An 18608-nucleotide genomic window follows, 5' to 3' on the forward strand; every position below is an offset into this window, starting at 1 on the left:
TTTCGACTTCACCAAGAGGGTTGGTCACTGATGTCGGATCTATTCGTCAGCGTGCTCTTTTCATCCTATAATGGCGCGAGCCGCCGGCTGCGCCATACGCTGGATTCCTTGGTGAGCCAGGAGCTTCCCTATGATCGATGGGAATTGATCGCTGTCGACAACAACAGCAATGACGATACGTTCGATCTTTTGAACTCCTACAGCGAGAAGCTTCCGATCATCGTCCTGCAGCAGCGCAAGCCGGGAAAATCGGGCGCGCTGAACATGGCTCTGGATCGGGTCAAGGGTGATCTCATCGTCTTCACCGACGACGATATCCGTGCCGAGCCGAACTGGCTGCAAGCAATCGTCGACTGCGCCGTCGCCCATCCGGGTTTTGGCGTCTTCGGCGGCAGGATCGTCCCCGATTGGGAAAAGGAGCCGAAGGACCGCTTCATCGACTGGATCCCGATGGGCTCCACCTTTGCGATCGTCGATGAAACACAAAGCGGGCCGTGCGACCCGACGAAGGTCTGGGGCCCGAACACGATCGTTCGGCGAGAACTGCTTGGAACCAGCGTACGCTACCGGGAGGATATCGGCCCTCTCCCGGGAAAGATGTTCGCCATGGGTGAAGATGCTGAAATCATCATCCGTCTGGCCGCGAGCGGCGCCAAATCCTATCGATGCGCTGAAGCCGTGGTTCACCACTGGATTCCGGCGTCGAGCGTGACCGAGGATTGGGTGCAGAAACGCGGCGAGCGGCTCGGCTACGGCATGCCGGCGCTCTTTCCGGACGAAGTGCCGGAAGGCGTGAGGATCAGCGGTGTTCCTTTACCGACCTGGATCGAAAGCGCACAATGGGCGCTGCGGGCAGCCATGCTTTATCTCCTGCCGCAATCGAAGAAGCGTTTCTGGGCGATTTGGAAATACTACTACATGCGCGGCTATCGCGCCGGGATTCGCCGATACGCGCCGCTGGCGCGGTGATCGATTGGCCCAGGAGGCGGTAATTTGAAACTCTCGGTGCTGATCAACAATTTCAACTATGGGCAGTTCCTGCGCCCATGCATCGACAGCGTTCTGTCGCAGACCTATCCCGACTTCGAAGTGATCGTCGTCGACGATGGCTCCACGGATGATTCCAGGGAAATCCTTGCTTCCTACGGCGAGCAGATCCGTTCCGTGCTGAAGGAAAACGGCGGCCAGGCCTCAAGCTTCAATGCCGGCTTTGCCGCCGCGAGCGGCGATATCCTTTTCCTCCTCGATGCCGACGACGCGTTTCTGCCCGGCAAACTCGAGCGCATCGCCGAGATCTACGATCGCAACGAGATCGACTGGTGCTTCGACCGCGTGACGACAAATGAAGCCGATCAGCCTGCCACCGAGCTGCAGGTGACGCTGTTCGACAAGCGGGAAACGCTGCGCAAGGGCGGTTTCCCCTCGCTTCCGGTGCCGACGTCGGGCTTGAGCTTCCGCCGCGATCTGCTGGCTCAAATCCTGCCGATGTCGGTCGCTAGGGATGTCGTTCTCAGCGACAATTATATCAAATTCGCCGCCGCCTATCTCGGTCGCGGCGCGATCATCGAGACGCCGCTGACGTTTCAACGCATTCATGCATCGAACCGCTACACCGGCACGAACAGGGCCAAGACGCTGCGTCCGCGGATCATGATCGCGACCGGGCTGGAACTGGCCCGTCGCTATGACGGTCTGCAGGCGCTTGGCAAGAGCCTGGTGGCCGGCGGCATTGCCCAGACCACGTCGCTGTTCAAGCTTCACAGCGAAGCGCGCAACACGGTCGCCGGCGGCCCGTTCGGCGAGGATGCCGCGACCGAAGTGGCCTTGATGGCGGCGCGCAAGCGCCTGGGAAATATGCTGCGGAAGGGCCAGTCATGAACCAGCAGGATAGTTTCGCGCAGTCCGGCGCCGGCCAGGCGGGCACGGCACCATTGAACATCGCCGTCGGCGTGCTGACCTACCGGCGCCTGGACGGGATCGCCAAGCTGCTCGACGTGATGACGCGCCAGATCAGGCATCCCGCCCGCCCCTATCGTCTCACCATGGTGATCGTCGACAATGATGCGGCCGGCAGCGCAAGGGCCACGGTGGAAAGCTTCGGGCAGACCGGCGCCTACGACCTGATCTACGTCGTCGAGCAGAACCAGGGCATACCCTTTGCGCGCAACCGCGCGATGGATTCGGCGCCTCCCGGCACCGACCTCTTCTGCTTTCTCGACGATGATGAATGGCCGGTCGATGGCTGGCTGGATGCGATGCTGGAGACCCGTGAGAAGAACCGCGCCGATTGCGTCTACGGCCCCGTTCAACCTGTCTATCCCGAAAACCCGCCGGAATATTTCATCAAGGCGAGGGTTTTCGAACGCAAGAAGAACAGTGACGGGCAACGCATTTATTACGCCGCCTCCAACAACGTCATGTTCGATTATCCCCTGATCCGCTCATGGAACCTGCGTTTCGAAGAGAAAATGCGCTACACTGGCGGTACTGACTATCTTTTCTTCAACCAGGCTGTGCGCCGCGGCATGAAGGTCTTCTGGGCTGACAAGGCGCTGGTCCATGATATCGTTCCCGCCAGCCGGATGACCTGGAAATGGGTGCTGCAGAGACAATACCGGCTCGGCAATACCTTCGCGGTCAGCGAGGTCCTGCATGGCAACCTCAAGCGCCGGATCTATCGCGCGGCCTATGGCGCCACGAGAGTGATGCTCGGCGTCGCCATGCTGCCCGCAATCCTGATTTCACCCTACTGGGGCATGCGCGCCCTCACCCATCTGCTGCGCGGCGCCGGCATGGTCAACGGGATTCTCGGACATGCCTACCAGGAATATAAGCCCAATGCGGCCCATTAAAAATCGGCCTGCGGCCAGGCATGCGTGAATATGTCGGATGAAACATTGTTTCGAATCGAGAGTTTCCACATGATCCTCAAGCTTCGGGTATCGGTCGGTAATATTGGAAATCCATTGAACTGCCACGATGGAGCCACGGTTTCGGTGGAACGGTCTTACGCTCTTATCGTCGGTACAACATGGGGGATGCCTTGATATGGCTGAGAAGAAATTGAAGGTTCTCGCGGCCTCCTCGGGAGGCGGCCATTGGGAGCAACTGATGGCCATGCGCGGTGCATTCGAGGGCTGCGATATCGTCTTCGCAACGACCATCCCTGGGCTGCTTGCCAAATATGACATTCGGGATGGACTGGTCCTTCCCGACTGCAGCCGTGACTCGATCACCATGTCGATCCGCTGCTTTTTCAGCGCCTTCGCGATCGTCATCAAACAGAGGCCCGATGTCGTCATCTCGACGGGTGCCGCACCCGGGCTCTTTTGCCTGCTCGCCGGCAAGCTGATGGGCAAGCGGACGATCTGGATCGACAGCGTCGCCAATGTCGAAAAACTCTCCCTGTCGGGAAAACTGGCCGGCCATATCGCCACGCTCTGGCTCACGCAATGGCAACATCTGTCCCGGCCCGATGGCCCCCACTATGCAGGAGCCGTCCTTTGATCCTCGTTACCGTCGGAACGCAGCTGCCCTTCGATCGTCTCATCAAGGCCGTCGACGCCTTCGCCAAGGAATTGACCAAACCGGTTCTGGCCCAGATCGGCAAGGGCAGTTACACGCCGCAGAACATGAAATGGATCAAGAACATCGAGCCCGCGGACTTCGACAAGGTCTTTCGCGACGCCACGGTCATCGTCTCCCATGCCGGCATCGGAACCGTCCTCACGGCAAAGCGGTTCGGCAAACCCATCATTCTCGTTCCCCGCCAGGCGTCCCTCGGCGAACACCGCAACGATCATCAGCTTGCCACGGTAAGCCAGCTCGAGGGCCGGCCGGGCATCTATATCGCCCATACCGATGAGGAACTCAAAAACTACCTCCTCGAAGACCTGAACAGCCCCGCCGAGGAAGATCCGTCGGAAGCCGGAAGAGCTTCACTGGTCAACTACCTGAAAGGCTATCTCGCCGAAGTCTGAGCTAAAGCAATTCCAGCAAAAGTGTGCAGCGGTTTTACGTCCGGAATTGCTCTAGAAGCCACCGGCAGGAGAGATGGATTTCATTCTCCGCATTTGCGCCCGGCGATCCGTTCGACAAGTTCGGGCACGATGATTTTGGACGCAATCTCAGGCTGGGGATGAGCGCCATCGGGAATGGCCGCAGCCAGATCGTCCGACGTCAGGCGCTCCCAGTTCGGCCGGTGGTCGATAAATTCCAGGCCGCGTTTTTCCGCTTCCTCCCGATGCGCCGAGATATAGCTTCCGACAAAGGGCCGGATCAGTCCCCGCATTCCTGAAAACGGATTCATCGCCATGACGATAATCCGTGCGCGCGGCAGGCGCTGGCGAAGCGTGTCGAGGATCTGGCCGATATTTTTTCGGCTTTGCGCAAGCGAGACGAACCGATGCAGCGTCGCGTCGTTGGCGTAAAGCTCGATCAGGACGATATCCGGCAGCCCCGCAACGACGCGGTCGACCTCAGTCATCGCCCATAGCGTCGTTTCGCCGCTTTTCGCAACGCTGTCGACCTCCACCGGCCTTTGCAGGCAGGCTGCGAGCTGCGCCTGAAGAGCAGGCTGCCATCCGCCGCGCGCCGTCAGGGATGTTCCGAAGGCGACGATCTTCAATGGCGGAAGGTTCTCCGCGGAGCCGCTCTTGGGCATCGAGAGCGCCACGAGACATGCCAAAAACAGAACAAGTCCATAAGCCTGCCATCTCTCAACCGGCACGGCGCGCCAAAACCTCAAACATCTCATGGAGAGACCATATCTCGGTGGAACCGATACGTCACGCGGCAGCAAGGACGTACCGCTCGATCCAAGCCAGCTTACGGCAGGCTTGAGACAATGTCATGGAAATGGCCGCTCGTGTTTCTTGAGAGCAATTCCAGGAAAAGTGTGAAGCGGTTTTCCTGGAATTGCGTAAAAACAAAACTTAAGCGGCCAAAGAACCTCGTGCTCCAATCCGACGGATCAACGCAGCCGGGTCACTCCTCGCGGAAGACGTGCTGCATCTGGTCGGTCAGCGGTTTCGTCAGATAGGAAATGACAGTCCTGTCGCCGATCTTGATGAAGACTTCGGCCGGCATGCCCGGGTAGAGCTTGATCGACTTCAGCTTGGCGATGCTTTCAGCCTTCGGCTTGACCCGAAGAGGATAATAGCTGATGCCCGAGCGCTCATCCTTGACGATATCGGGCGCGATGGACGTGATCTCGCCGGCCACATCGGGCGTCGTGCGCTGATCGAAGGCGCTGAAGCGGACATCGACGGATTGGCCGACGTGAACCTGGTCGATATCGCGGGTCGCAACTTTCGCCTCGACCGTAAGATCCTCGTTTTCCGGAACGACCAGCATCAGCGTCTCGCCGGGATTGACGACGCCGTTGACCGTGTGAATCGCAAGCTCGTGAATACGTCCGCTGAGCGGTGCGGTAATATCGAGACGGCGGAGCTGGTCGACCGCCGTTCCGCGCCGCTCTTCATATTCGGCGATCTGCGCCTCGACGTCGGTCAGGTCCTTTGCGATCTCCGAACGACGATCCTCGTCCAGCTGAATCGACTGGCGATCGATCTCGATCGCTTTGCCCTCGGCCTCCGCCTTCGCGGCGATCTGCTGGCCGCTATTGCCCTGGAGGTCGGCGCGTGCACGCTTGAGGTTGTTCAGACGCTGCAGCGTGACCAGCCCCTTCTTGTAGAGAGCATCGATGCCCTCGAGCTCCTGCTCGATCAGGCCGAGGGAGTCATTGGTCGCGTTGATCTGAACGACCAATCCCTTGATCTGCTCGGCCAGCTGATCCTTGCGTGATGCCAGCTGGCTCTTCATTCCGATCAGCGCCGATCTGCGGCTGTCGAACAGTTTCGTCTCGCCATCGAGCAGATCCCGTGCGGCCGCCCTGGATGTCAGGTCGCCGATATCTTCCTGGACCTTGAAGGAATCGGCGCCGATCCGCTCCGCCTTCAGCCGTGCGCGGCGGGCGTAGAGCTGCGCGAGCGTGCTCTCGACGATCGAAAGCTCGGCTTTCGTCTTCGTTCCATCGAGCCGTATCAGCACCTGTCCGGCCGACACATGATCATTCTCGGCGACGAGGAGTTCCGAGACGATGCCGCCCGTGAGATGCTGGACCTTCTTGACATCGCCATCGACGACGACCACGCCTTCGCCGATGACGGCGCTCGAAAGCTCCGTCGTTGCCGCCCAACCGCCGATACCGCATACGAGGGCGATGGACAGGGCACCGACAATCGCGACATGGCGGTTGAGGGAGCGTTTCGATTCACTGATGACTTTGTTCAAGAGACTCCTTCCGGCCTATTCGGCCGCATTCATGCCGTCGACGACGACCTTGAGCTGAGCGACGCGATCGGCAATCGGCGTGCGTGCTGCGGCCGCCGCCGCTGCCGCCGGTTCCGGCCGGCTGACCCGCGCGAGAACTTCCTCCTTGGGACCGAAGGCGATCATCCGGCCCTCCTGCATCATCAGCACGAAGTCGCACACCGCCAGAACGCCGGATCGATGGGCGATGACGACGACGATGCCGCCACGCGCGCGCACGCTCATGATCGCGGCGCTCAGCGCCCGTTCGCCTTCTTCGTCGAGATTGGAGTTCGGTTCGTCGAGCACGACGAGGAAGGGCTCGCCGTAAAGCGCTCTTGCAAGCGCAATACGCTGTCTCTGGCCAGCCGAAAGCGCCGCCCCCCCGTCGCCGATTTCGGTTTCATAACCGTTCGGCAGCCGCAGGATGAGATCGTGAACCCGCGCCGCACGCGCCGCGGCAACGACGGCCTCGGGCGACATCTCCTTGGCGAAACGGCAGATGTTCTGCGCAACAGTGCCCGAGAAAAGCTCCACGTCCTGCGGGAGATAACCGATATGGCGGCCGAGCGCATCGCCATCCCACTGGTCCAGCGCGGCGCCGTCGAGACGGATGGAGCCTCTGAAGGTCGGCCAGACGCCCATCATCGCCCGCGCCAAGGAGGATTTGCCCGAGGCGCTGTAACCGATGACCCCAAGCGCGCTCCCTGCCCTCAGGCCGAAGCTGATGTCGGAAATGACGAGGCGCTGACCGGCCGGCGGTCCGCTCGCCAGTCCCTCGACCGTGACCTGCTTGGAGGGTGCGGCAAGCGCCAGCGGAGCCGGAACCTCAGGAATGGTTTTCAAGAGGTTCGAAAGCCGTGCCCAGCTCTGCTGGGCGGACACGAAGCCGCGCCAGTTTCCAATCGCTGCTTCCACGGGCGCCAGAGCGCGAGACGTCAGGATGGAGCCGGCAATGATGATGCCGGAGGAAGCCTGCCCCTGAATGACCAGGATCGCCCCGGTTGCGAGCGTCGCCGACTGGAGCGCGATACGGAAAATCTTCGACAGGGTCGCATATCCGTTGCCGACATCCGATGCCTGCCGGTTGATAGTCCGGTATTCCTGGTTCTTGCGGTCCCAGATTTCAGACATGGTGCCCGCCATGCCCATGGCATGAATGACCTCGGAATTGCGGATCGAGGTCTGCGCGAAGGCATTGCGCATGTTGGCGGCTTCGGATTGCTTTTTCGAAAGCGTCCGCGTTCCCTGATTGGTGAGGAAGGTCAGGATGGCGAGAATGAGCGCGCCGCCGATGGCGATATAGCCGATCGCCGGATGGAACAGGAAGCAGATCACGAGATAGAAGGGCAGCCAGGGCAGGTCGAACATCGCCGTCGGGCCCATGCCGGACAGGAAGGTTCTGATCTGATCGAAATCGCGCAGCGGCTGAAGCCCGTCGCCCCCGATCTTGACCTTCAGCGGCGCCCTGATCAGCGCCCGGAACACGCGCCCGTTCATCATCTCGTCGAGCGCACCCGCCACGCGCACGAGCATCCTGCTGCGCAGGACTTCGAACGCGCCCTGAAAGGCATAGAGCGTTAACGCAAGTATAGCCAAGGCCGCCAGCGTGGGTATGCTTTTGCTGGGGATGACCCGGTCATATACCTCAAGCATAAAAAATGAACTTGTGAGATAAAGGATATTGACGAGCGCGCTTGCTATTCCGATGAAGACAAGACCACCCTTGCATTTGCGCAAGGCTTTGGATGGCTCGCTGATATCAGCTGCTGAATTCTGAAACACCAATTAATCCTCTCCTGCGGCATCGCACACAAGCCAATACGCCTGCAAACGTTGCAGCTACGGGTTCGTCAAGCCCGGCTCATTGACACAGTTGCCCTCGGACCCCGGCAGCGGTGCCGGATCTCCGCGTACAAGCCCACAGCTTTATTACATGAATCCCACTGAAAAATGACCAAAAATACAAATTTATAGCGAGCGATTTCAGGGGGTCCGAGATTAACGCTACGCTAAACAGACCGATCCAAGCAAGTGAAAATCGCAAAATCGCCCAATAACGGTTCACAAGTTTAAACGCATGACGTGCACGGACACGGCGTTTACTGGGGTGTTAACTATAGTTTCAATCTATAGTTTGGGCGCGTGTGATGACGGAAACATTTCGTCATCCAGCCCCTCTTCCACCTTTCGGCGCCGACCGGGCGGCAACCCCGGCCATCAAGTGGCAAAAATGAGACGATGGCCGGCCGAAGACGACCGGCGAAAGCACGTCGCGTCAAACTTGATTCCGGCGATGCGCTTCAGCTCTTTGTTTTTCGTATGCCGTCATCCCGGAACCGCGGCACGCTTCCGGGCGACCTACGATAGCCCGCCTGGCATGCCCTGCTTCAAACCAGCAGATGCGACGTCTGGCTGCTGTGGAATGCATCCACATTGATGAACACACTCAAGCTGTCCGTATCGATGTGCGAAGCGCCATCGGAGATCTTGTACTGGAAGGACTCGCTGACTTTGCCGCTGAGACCGTCGAGTTTCGCCGCATCGAGCGTGTAGGTGTAATCGCCGTCGCTCTCCACGTGGATGACGCCGTATTTCCCGGTCAGCGTCAGGCCATGCTTGTCCACCGCACTGTCGCCGAAGCGGCGAAGCAGCACCGTTCCGTTGCTCGCACTGTCGTTTTCGAGAAGATTGCCATGATAGGCGCCGCCCGTATCGCTCGCGATCCTCAGGCTGTCATGGGCTGCGACGATTTTAGGACCGACGACGGCGGGTACGGCCGGGGTCTGCACTTCGGTCGTGGGCGCCGGGGCGCTTACCTGCGGCTGCGCCGGCGTTTCGACAGACAACTCGGGGGTCGGTGCAGCAGGTGTTTGCTCCGAGCCTGATGGCGTGCCGCCGGTCGCACTGTCGAGTTCGGCCTGCGCTTGTTCGAGCGTCTTGTTTTCGCCGATGGAGAAGGTGTTCTGAGCAGCAATCGTCGCAGGCATCGTCAGGGTCGCTACGTCGCTGTCGATGATATTGTCATAGAAGGAGCCCGATGCAGGCTTGTCCACCTTCAGCGCCGACGAGGACAGATCATCGAAAACGTTATCATGGATGTCGATATTCTCGCGGACGTAGCCGGGATTACCGACAGCGCTGACCAGAACGCCGTACACGCCGTCGTGAAGATAGTTTCCACTGATATCGTAATTCTTAGCGTCGCCTTGATCGCCGAGTCCGATGCCGTAGGACCAGGTGTAGCCACCGTATCCCGAGATATCATTGTCATGGATGGCGATATTAGTGCCGGCCTGGGCGCTCAACCCGAAACCGCCGCCGACCAACGTATTGTCCTCGATGACAGCATTCTGGGCGCGCACCAACACCAGCACGCCCTTGGCGCTGTTGCTTTCCGTCTGGTCCAGGTGGTTGCCCTGGATCAGGATATTGCTGCTGTCGTTGAGTTGGACGGCATCCGCTGCACTGCCGCGACTATTGGTGATGGTATTGTTGATCAGGGTGACGCCGTTGACCTTATCCATCCAGATCCCGTCGGAACGCACGCCGGTAAGCGTGCTGTTCTCGATCGTGATGTTCCAGCTGCTTTGGAAGCTGACCGAACCGGGCTTACCGGCGAGGCCGGTATTCGTCACCTCGACATTGCGCACGACCCAGTTCGATACATTGCCTGCATATATCGCATTTGCGCCGGTATCCGCGATCTTGATGTTCTCGATAACGATATTGGAAGCCTTCGACCCGTGGATGCCGTCATTGCTGCTGTGAATGACCGGTGCATCGCCGACACCGTAGCTGCCGATCGTGATTGGAGCAGTGACACTACCGGAGTATTTCAAGTCGAATTGTTCGTTGAACACGCTTCCCGCAGCAAGCAGCACGCTGTCACCCGGGTTCAGCCTCAAGGATTCCACGGCGGACAGCGTCGCAAAAGCCGAACCCTCGCTGGTTCCGTTATTGTGGTCGGATCCCGTTGCTGAATTCACGTAGTAGACGGTCATGCGGGCGCTCTCCATAGATATTGGAAAAGCTTCTAACCGCGGACCTCTCTCTGCCTACTAAAATGAAACACTAAAATGCATGATATCTCGTCGTAATTCTTGGGTCTCGAGCATAAAATTATAATAGACGGGACATTTCGCAGTGCAGCAATTTCTTCTCAAGAAGAACGCGCCCATCTAATCTCCACGTTTCTCAATCAGGTTCAGCCGCCGCAATTGCGGAAACGGAAACGTTTACCTTGTTTTTGGAACCACGGAACTCGGCCGATTATTTTGACACGACCGGCGCGACGGATAGAAGCCTGTTCCAAAAAAGCGATAACCCAAAGTGGTTATGCTCAATCTCCATCCTCCTAAAGGCGAACATCTATATTCTTATAAATGTCACATGAATAAAAACCCTTCCGCCTAAAGAAAAGCGTTCCTGCATCTACGCTTCTGCATATTCACTTATTATTAATGCAATAATATCCAAGCGGTTCATCACCTTATACGCATTCAGGGTGTGTAATTATTACACAACATACCCAAAAATGTTCACTCATTGTTAATTATCTCCTTGACTCGATGTATTAACGTATCCTTAATCGGCCATCTCGCCCGGGTCAGTATTGACCAGCGAATAACAATTCACGGAGAGAGAACAATGGCTATTCACGCAACCGACGATACAGCAACATTTCTGGAAACCGATGTTATTTCTGGAAATCTGCTTGCCAATGATACATCTGACGGCAACCTGTTCCTTCGTTTCTTCGACCAACAGAGCGTTGGCGCCAAGCAGGGCAACAGCCAGGTCACCCAGATCCAGGGCGACTACGGCACCTTCTTCGTCAAGCCGGACGGCAGCTACACCTACGTTCTGAGCGAGGCTGCCAAGGTGGGCTTCACCAATGGCGAAATCCTCCAGGAGAAGGTCTCCTACAAGATCTCGGACGGAGCCGGTCACACCGACGTCGGCCTGTTCACCCTCAATATTCAGGGCGTCACCCAGGTCAAGCCGATCGCAGTCGACGATGCCTACAGCTTCACCGAAGGCAGCCCCATCGGCGGCAATGTTCTCGACAACGACATTCCCGGCGATAACGGCCATCTGTTCCTGCGTCAGTTCGACGGCACGAGCGTCGCTGCCGCCGCCGGCGCCGTCACCGACATTGCCGGCACCTATGGCACCTTCCACGTTCAGGCGAATGGCGAATTCACCTACGAACTGACGTCGGACATCGCTCCGGGCGCCCAGGTCAAGGAGACCATCGAATACTACAAGATCTCCGATGGCGAAGGCCATACGGATGTCGGCGTTCTGACGCTCAACATCACCGGCACGGACGTCGTCTCCGGCGCCAGCGTCTAATCAGCAAGAGCGATCATGAGGCAACGCCCGCCGCACAGACGGCGGGCGTTGCTCTTGAGAGTTAAGGAAGTGCCGCTGGAAATGCTCACTTGCCGCAGCGTTGCTGGAATCGCGCCGTCGCTCCTGTTCCAACACTCGCCCAGGTTCTATCGAAGATTGGACGAAGCTGCGGGCTGACCTCTTTGATGGCGGCGTTAACCCTGCAACGATCGCCAAGCTTCAGCATCGCCGTGAGATCGCTGTCGAGCGCGCTCTTTGCTGCCGACAGCGTTCCACCTGTGAAATCGTTCCAGAAATAAAACCGGGTGAGAACCATCGACTCGTCGTAGGGCGCGAGTGCCACGGAACGTTTCATCATGTTCGCAACCGAAAGCGGCTCTTCGGCAATCACAGACTGAACGGCCGCCAGACGAAGCCAAAAATTGCTGTTTGTCGGCATGCAGGAAAGCGCATGCTGTAGATAGCGGCGGGCGCCCGATGCAGCAGCAGCCCAGGCGTCGTAGTTGACATTGACATTCTGTCGGTCGAGCTGCGCCAGAACGAGCGTTACGCCGGCGCCGACAATGTCGGATCGGCAATAATGCCCCTCGACCATGCCGATGGTCCGCACCGCATATTTGGCCGTCACGTCATCCGCCACGGTCTCGCCGCGCTCGATCCTTTCGGCGACGATCGAGATGCTGGCCGCTCTTATAGAAGCGTACAGTTCCCTACCGGCCAATACCGCAAAGACGGCGGTGGCGACAACGAAAACGATCCTGGTGACCGAAACGGACCGGCTGCCGAACATCAGCTTTCGGTGTAGTAGCGCGAATAGCGCTTATAATAATACTCGCTCGAGCCGAATGTCCGATAAAGCTTCATCTGCGCTGGATCGACCTTGGTCAGGATTGCACCGACGCATTTCGTATAAAGGTCCGGCTCGGACAACAATGTCGATTGAACCACTTTTCGAGACGTCTTACCCCACTCGATCACGAAGACAACCGCATCGAGCCTCGAATTGATGGCACGCGCATCGACGACGGGAGCCAAAGGAGGCAAGTCGACGATAATGTAGTCGAAGCTCTGACGCGCCGTTTCAAGCAGCAGTTCCATGCCACGTGATGCAAGCAGTTCCGAAGAATGTGGAACGCGATAGCGTGCCACCGTCGGCAGGAATGCGAGCTTCGTCTTCGGATCGAGAAGGATGAGATCCTTGAGCGGGCGGTTGTCGACGATTGCTTCGAGCAAGCCGGCTTCCGCATGGCGGCCAATGGCTCGCGTCGCGCCGGGGTTTCGCATATCCCCGTCGATCAGCAGGCAACGCGCGCCCTGCATTGCCAAAAGCTTGGCAAAATTAATAGCCGTCGTCGATTTGCCCTCGCCGGGCAAACTCGACACGACACCGATGACCTTGCAACGCTGGTCGGCCGCGCTGATATCGATCGCGATTTTCGCGCTTCGAAGCGTCTCGGCAAATGCCGACAGCGGATGCTCCTCGACATAGGTCGTGGTCTTGCCACCCCTCGCTATGCTTCGCGGATTGTTTGGATCGACGAGCGACGGGTCATCGAAGTTATTCTCGACCAGCGGCATGACACCGAGAGATTCGACGTCGAGCACTTCCTTGACGTCATCACCCGTGCGGAAGAAGCGATCCCGGAACTCCCGGAAAGCTGCAATCCCGCTTCCGAAGGCGCATCCAAGGAACATCGCAAAAGCGACGACGAGACTTCTCTTCGGAGCGCTCGGCTTCGTCGGCGTCTCCGCCATCGTGATGATACGAGCAGCTGTAATCGGGAAGCTCTGCTGCTGAATGGCCTCTTGGTAGCGCGTCAGGAAACTCTGATAGAGGTTCTTGTAAGTATCGCGCGTCCGCTCGAGTTCGCGAAGCTGTACCTGCGTTTCACCGGCCGACGCGGCCACACCCGTCGCCTGGTCGACACTCGCCCGCAGCGAGTCTTCCCGCGATCTCGCGACCTGCAGCTCGCTTTGATAGCTCTCGGCGATACGGTTCAGCTCATCGAACATGAGCCGCCGATATTCCGCCATTTCCGCGCGAAGGCGAACCGCCTGAACGTGATCGGGACCAAGCCGCGCTTCGATTTCCGTCTCCAGCTTCGAAGCTTCCAGATATTTCTTGCGCAGATCGTTCGAAATGGAGCTGTCGAGCACGTCGGTGACGATCGCATCGGTCTGCTTCGCATCGATGATCGACTTGATGCGCGCATATTTTGCCTCGGACTGCGCCGTTGCGGCCTGCGCATTGATCAACTGGCTGTTCAGCTCGGAAAGCTGCTGCTCGCTGAGCAACGTACCGGATCCGGCCTCGACAAGTCCGTGTTCGCTGCGGAACTTCTGAACGGCGAGGTCGGTGTCCAGCGCCTGCTGACGGAGCTCTTCGATACGCTGCTGCAGCCATTCGCCGGCCCGGCGTGTCGCCTCATATTTCGAATTGAGCTTGTCAACCAGATAAACATCGGCGATGGCAGCTGCAATCTGCCGCGCCATGTCGGGTGATTGCGAGGTATAGCTGACATCGAGAACGTAGGATTTGCCAACACGTTCGACATCGATGTTGCCTGCCACGGTTTCCGCGGCCCAGCGTCGCTTCAACTCCGCATCGGGCGCGACGGCGGCGTCATCGGCAAACCACGACTTGAAATTCACCAGGGATTTCAGTGTCGCGACTGAGAAAAGCGAATTCTGCTGTGCGTTGAATACCGGATCGTCGACGAGCTTCAGCTTATCGACCACGGCATAGGCGATCGTGTCGGACTTCAAAAGCTCGACCTGGCTGAGGACGGTGCCCTCATCGTCGTCGAGCTGACCGAAAGCCGCAAGCTGATTGATCACCTGATTGTCGCTGCGGTCGATCAGCACGCTCGTGTCGGCGGTATAGACCGGAACCGATGTCAGGACATAAACCACGCCGAGAATGGCGAAGGCGAAAGCACTCGCAGCAACGACCCGCCACTGGCGGCGGGCAATTGCGATGAGCTTGTCGAAATCGATGAAATCAGCATCGTTTCCGGTATCGCGGGAGGGGTCGATACGCGGCGTAAGTTTATCTGGCGATAGCAATTTCGATCTCCAACAAAGGCGTCAAGCGCTAAGATCTACAGGCAATTCCAGCTATTGTGTGACCGGCACGCTCTGACTCGTTGACTCCGTGGTGTCAGTGGACGACTGGCCTCCCCCATTCGTGCTGACAACCGTCGTGGTGCTCGAAGACGAGTCGGAATCGGCACCCGCATTCGAAACCTTCAGCGTACCCGCGGTCGTCTCGGCGCCATCGAATGGCGTGCCGTCGTCCGATCCGGGTCCCGTCCGGCCAATTGAGCCATCATTGCCGATACCGGGCGCGGCGGCGGCAGCGCTTCTACCCGGGCCGAGCGCCGCGGTCCCACCTTCGGCAAGGACCTTCGCAAAGGCCGCAAGCAGCGGCGCCAGATTGGGATCGGCGCTCGCAGCTTCAGCAACCGCCTTTTCGATCGCCAGCTTGAATTGCGGGTCCGACACCTGACAACTGTTCGCCGCCCGTCCGAGACCGGAGCCGATCGCCGCCATCTGCGCGGCATCAGCTTTCTTGGCCTGCTCGATCACCGGCGACAGAGCATCGTTGCTGCTCCCGACCAGGGCGCGAACACGTGATGACAGAACCAACGGATCGGACATATCCAGCAGAACGGCAGGATTGGCCGTAAACCCGCTGACATCGACCGAAGTCAGGTTTGCCGGACCAAGGCAAGCAGCCGCAAAGGCGCTCGACGTCATGCCGGAAAACATCGCGACGAAAACCCCGCCATATGCAAGCTTACGATAAACACTTGACCTTGCCATATCAGTGATTTCCTTCATCAAATCCGCTGATCAATATAAGTTTGACGGCGTTGATCGGTTGCGATCAACGCCGTCCATCTCAATCAATTTCCAAGATCCTGTATCGCGTTACGGGTATCGTTGGCATCGTCTGTTACTCCGGAAACAGTGGACGATACGGAGTTCACGATGTCAAGGAACTTGACCAGTTCAACAGAGTCCGAATTGGAAATATAGATAATATCCTTGTCTTCCATCTTGAATTGCTGGGCGGCGAACAAGGTCGCCGGATCGCGAAGGTTCGCGCGGATGATCACCGGGACCGTCTCGCCTGCAAACTTCGTCGTGTCCACATGCATCGCGGCAAGCGTCTTCTTGGGAACAAGGCGATAGAGCAGAACCTGAGCCGGATCCGCACGGTCGTCGCGCAGGCCGCCGGCCTTGGCGATCGCCTCCCCGAGGGTGAGGTCGGACTCTTCGAAATCGAAGCGGCCGCTGACGCCCGCAGCCCCCAGCGCCAGGTATGTGCGGCGCTCATGATCGACGGAGACCGTATCATCCGGCGCGACATAGATGTTTTCCGCCGGGTTTTTCAGCAGCGTGTTGTAGGCGACGGTTGCCGTCTTGCCGCGGCGCTGCAGCGTCACGTTCGTTTCGATATTGTTGGTCGTCAAGCCGCCCGCGGCCGAAATGACATCGAGAACACGCTCACCGGCCGGGCTGATCTGGATCCTCTGGGGATTGTTGACATCGCCGAGCACGGCAACCTGACTGGATCGGTTCGTCGTCGTCGTGATGACCACCTGCGGCTCGATCGCGCGGCTCGCCAGGCGATCCTCGACGTCCTGCTCCACGGTCTCCTTCAGGCGACCAGCGGCCGGAACGCGGCCCGCATAAGGAATGGTAATCGTTCCGTTTCTATCGATAGTCTGCTCCGGCAGGGAGATGTAATTGCCGGGTCGGCTACCAGCGTCCGAGGGAATAAAGAGACCGCCGGACTGCGCTTCGAAGATGGCGACCTGAACGACGTCGCCGTAACCGAGCGGAATTTCAGGCGCTCCGCCTCGACCGCCGCCGAAACCTTTGAAGGAAGTCGGCTGGGGAGAAGTGAAATGCGGCAGGACGTTCTTGCTGAGATCGACGAGAGCGTAGTCGATACCGACGCGCCGCTTCTCCGTGGTCACCTTTACCGCTGCATCTCGATCAACGTCTTTGTGATCAGGACCGGATCTTGGCAAGGCCGTGCAGCTTGCCAATATAGTGGTTAGCGCTACAACAATGGCTACGCGTGTACTACCGACAGGAAAACAACTCATAGAATATCCCGTGTTGACGCCCTCGAAGCTACTGCCCCGCAATCTGACAAAATACAAGACAATCCCCGATCAATAATCACTGGAGGCCGATTAACATTTCCCCAACTGTGGCAGCCCGGCAACGCCGAGCCCTGTAGCAAACGAAAACCGCCTCAACCCGACTCTGCTGATGCCGGAAATAATCTAAAGGCTCCCTTCGCTATAAAATCTCTTGCGTTTGAGAGTCAACACCGCTGCGCCGCAACAATCGGCGTTTTCGAAAAACCTTCATAAAATCCATTCATTTAACCAATGCTTTACTTAGCAATCACGAATATTGCCGGTCCGTCTCCTTCTGGCTGCGGCCCAGACTTATCGTGACGACCGCGCTGAGGAAGGCGGAGAAAAATACGGCGAACCCCGGTATTTGCAGAGAGAAATCAACTGCTGCGTGGAGGGCGACCAGCACCGTCGCCGCGATGCCGAGAAGAACATAATGCCGCAGCCGCCGGCGGTCAGCGAGCCCACGCCGGAACACCCTTGCAAGCACCGTGAAGACAAGCAGTGCCGCGACCGGGAACACGATTCCCAGACCCAGAAATCCTTCGAGATAAAAATTGTGCGCGCGGTCGAATATCCCGAAAATTCCGCAAGCCGGATCGCGGTAGGCCGAGAAGACGGTCCGGAAGGTTCCGAGGCCCGTTCCCGTCAGCCAGTGATCCGAAATGGCACGCCATATGCCGGGCAGAATGCAGAATCGATCATCGTCTGCGAGACTCCGCTCCTGCGCCCGCAAAATCGCCTGGCCCGCAAAGACCGCCGGCAACACCACGACCAAACCGGCGGCCGAGAGGAGCTTCAACACCGAACGCCATTTCGGCGTTGGCTTCAGACGACGCGTCGAGCCGTTCCAATTGACCACAAGCCATGGGACATAGATGAGCGCGGCGACGAAGGTCGCGAATATCCCGGCGCGCGAGCGGCTCAGCATCAGCGCGGTGAAGCAGGCGCACAAAAGCAGGATGTAGATCCACGACCGCACGAAAAGCGTGTTCCGGCCCGGCTCTCCAGCCGGATAATGCGAGAGCGAACGCGAGATATCCCGCACCAGGGTCAGCATGAGCAGCGTCCCAACGCCAAGGAAGGTCGCGGCGGTATTGCGGTTGACGAAGACCGCCGTCAGGCTGTCGAGGTAGGCGTGTTTCTCGATGACGATCAGGATCTTGGGAAACATCGAAAACTGCAGCAGACCGAAAACCGCGATCACACCCGCCGAAAGCCCGAGGGCGGCCAATAGTTTCCTCGCGCGCTGGTCGTTGTCGCAGAGGAGAAGGCCGGTCAGGAACGTGACGAAAGGCAGCGCCACCCAGAGGATCGACGCCAGCGTGTCGGCCGGCTCGACAGAGATTGCGGCGTACTGCACGCCCGCCAGATCACGCGCGGCACGCCAGGCGGGATTGGCCAGCCAATCCGAAGGCAGATCGATGGTCTGGACGAACGTCCAGCCCGTCACCACGACGAGCACGAGCAAAGCGATACTGAAAACCCACCTGCTTTGCTCCGGCTCCCCGAAGATCAGCGCCGAGATGATCGCGAGGGCAAACATCGCGATCGCTGCGAAGGCGAAGGGAAAGGGCGTAACGCTGCCAAACGGAATGAGTGTCAGTATAACGAGGCCGATGAAGACGAAGAGGAGAACCTCTCGCAAGACCCGCCTGTTGATGAGGTTGGATAACATCGGATTTCGTTTACCGGAACAGGCGACAATCGGAGCAGCGCAACCAAAGCGGTTAATTTGCACGTACTAACATAAATTGCATATCAAGCGCTTGCGTGCTA

15 protein-coding genes are annotated in these 18608 nt (G+C 58.5%); 6 read left to right on the plus strand and 9 right to left on the minus strand.

Translation table 11 applies throughout. From position 1 onward, the window contains the following. Positions 1-30: 30 nt before the first annotated feature. The 5 genes from QD408_RS06855 (at position 31) to QD408_RS06875 (ending at position 3980) form a co-directional block, all read left to right on the plus strand. Positions 31-969 carry a glycosyltransferase gene (locus QD408_RS06855; RefSeq protein ID WP_414138771.1) on the plus strand — a complete coding sequence of 313 codons (939 nt, stop codon included), beginning with the start codon at positions 31-33 and terminating at the stop codon, positions 967-969. Positions 970-993: 24 nt separating this feature from the next. Further along, complete coding sequence (locus QD408_RS06860; protein ID WP_414138772.1) at positions 994-1878, plus strand: glycosyltransferase family 2 protein; 885 nt, start codon at positions 994-996, stop codon at positions 1876-1878. Further along, positions 1875-2852 carry a glycosyltransferase family 2 protein gene (locus QD408_RS06865; RefSeq protein WP_414138773.1) on the plus strand — a complete coding sequence of 326 codons (978 nt, stop codon included), beginning with the start codon at positions 1875-1877 and terminating at the stop codon, positions 2850-2852. The genes QD408_RS06860 and QD408_RS06865 overlap by 4 nt, the downstream gene beginning before the upstream one ends. A 196-nt stretch (positions 2853-3048) precedes the next feature. After that, a complete protein-coding gene (locus QD408_RS06870; protein WP_414138774.1) occupies positions 3049-3507 on the plus strand; it encodes a glucuronosyltransferase in 459 nt (152 codons plus the stop codon). Beyond that, positions 3504-3980, plus strand: coding sequence for a glycosyltransferase (locus QD408_RS06875; RefSeq protein ID WP_088684709.1), 477 nt, complete (start codon positions 3504-3506; stop codon positions 3978-3980). The genes QD408_RS06870 and QD408_RS06875 overlap by 4 nt, the downstream gene beginning before the upstream one ends. A gap of 80 nt (positions 3981-4060) precedes the next feature. Here QD408_RS06875 and QD408_RS06880 read toward each other — a convergent pair whose 3' ends face one another. From QD408_RS06880 to QD408_RS06895, 4 genes are all read right to left on the minus strand, one after another. Further along, positions 4061-4756, minus strand: coding sequence for an SGNH/GDSL hydrolase family protein (locus tag QD408_RS06880; protein WP_414138775.1), 696 nt, complete (start codon positions 4754-4756; stop codon positions 4061-4063). A 230-nt stretch (positions 4757-4986) separates the two neighbouring features. Further along, entirely contained in the window at positions 4987-6294 is a 1308-nt protein-coding gene (locus tag QD408_RS06885) for an HlyD family type I secretion periplasmic adaptor subunit (RefSeq protein ID WP_088684712.1), read from the minus strand. A 15-nt stretch (positions 6295-6309) separates the two neighbouring features. Next, positions 6310-8097, minus strand: a complete 1788-nt coding sequence (locus tag QD408_RS06890; protein WP_088684888.1) for a type I secretion system permease/ATPase — start codon at positions 8095-8097, stop codon at positions 6310-6312. A gap of 605 nt (positions 8098-8702) precedes the next feature. Beyond that, positions 8703-10316, minus strand: coding sequence for a right-handed parallel beta-helix repeat-containing protein (locus tag QD408_RS06895; RefSeq protein ID WP_414138854.1), 1614 nt, complete (start codon positions 10314-10316; stop codon positions 8703-8705). 628 nt (positions 10317-10944) lie between these two features. Here QD408_RS06895 and QD408_RS06900 point away from each other — a divergent pair. Continuing rightward, positions 10945-11670 carry an Ig-like domain-containing protein gene (locus QD408_RS06900; RefSeq protein ID WP_280950460.1) on the plus strand — a complete coding sequence of 242 codons (726 nt, stop codon included), beginning with the start codon at positions 10945-10947 and terminating at the stop codon, positions 11668-11670. Between the two features lie 85 nt (positions 11671-11755). On the opposite strand, the gene QD408_RS06905 is transcribed toward QD408_RS06900, so the two are convergent. The 5 genes from QD408_RS06905 to QD408_RS06925 form a co-directional block, all read right to left on the minus strand. Next, entirely contained in the window at positions 11756-12460 is a 705-nt protein-coding gene (locus QD408_RS06905; RefSeq protein ID WP_414138776.1) for a hypothetical protein, read from the minus strand. Further along, positions 12460-14736 carry a polysaccharide biosynthesis tyrosine autokinase gene (locus QD408_RS06910; protein ID WP_088684716.1) on the minus strand — a complete coding sequence of 759 codons (2277 nt, stop codon included), beginning with the start codon at positions 14734-14736 and terminating at the stop codon, positions 12460-12462. Before QD408_RS06910 ends, QD408_RS06905 begins: the two co-directional genes overlap by 1 nt. Before the next feature lie 51 nt (positions 14737-14787). After that, the gene (locus QD408_RS06915) at positions 14788-15495 is read right to left on the minus strand and encodes a sugar transporter (protein ID WP_088684717.1); all 708 of its coding nucleotides are present in this window, start codon (positions 15493-15495) and stop codon (positions 14788-14790) included. Positions 15496-15578: 83 nt separating this feature from the next. Continuing rightward, positions 15579-16790: a polysaccharide biosynthesis/export family protein gene (locus QD408_RS06920; RefSeq protein WP_414138855.1), complete on the minus strand. Its 1212-nt coding sequence runs from the start codon at positions 16788-16790 to the stop codon at positions 15579-15581. A 307-nt stretch (positions 16791-17097) separates the two neighbouring features. Continuing rightward, a complete protein-coding gene (locus tag QD408_RS06925; protein ID WP_414138777.1) occupies positions 17098-18507 on the minus strand; it encodes an O-antigen ligase family protein in 1410 nt (469 codons plus the stop codon). Positions 18508-18608 lie beyond the last annotated feature (101 nt).

It is taken from the genome of Rhizobium sp. BR 249 (genome assembly GCF_047445895.1).
Classification (GTDB): Bacteria; Pseudomonadota; Alphaproteobacteria; order Rhizobiales; family Rhizobiaceae; genus Rhizobium.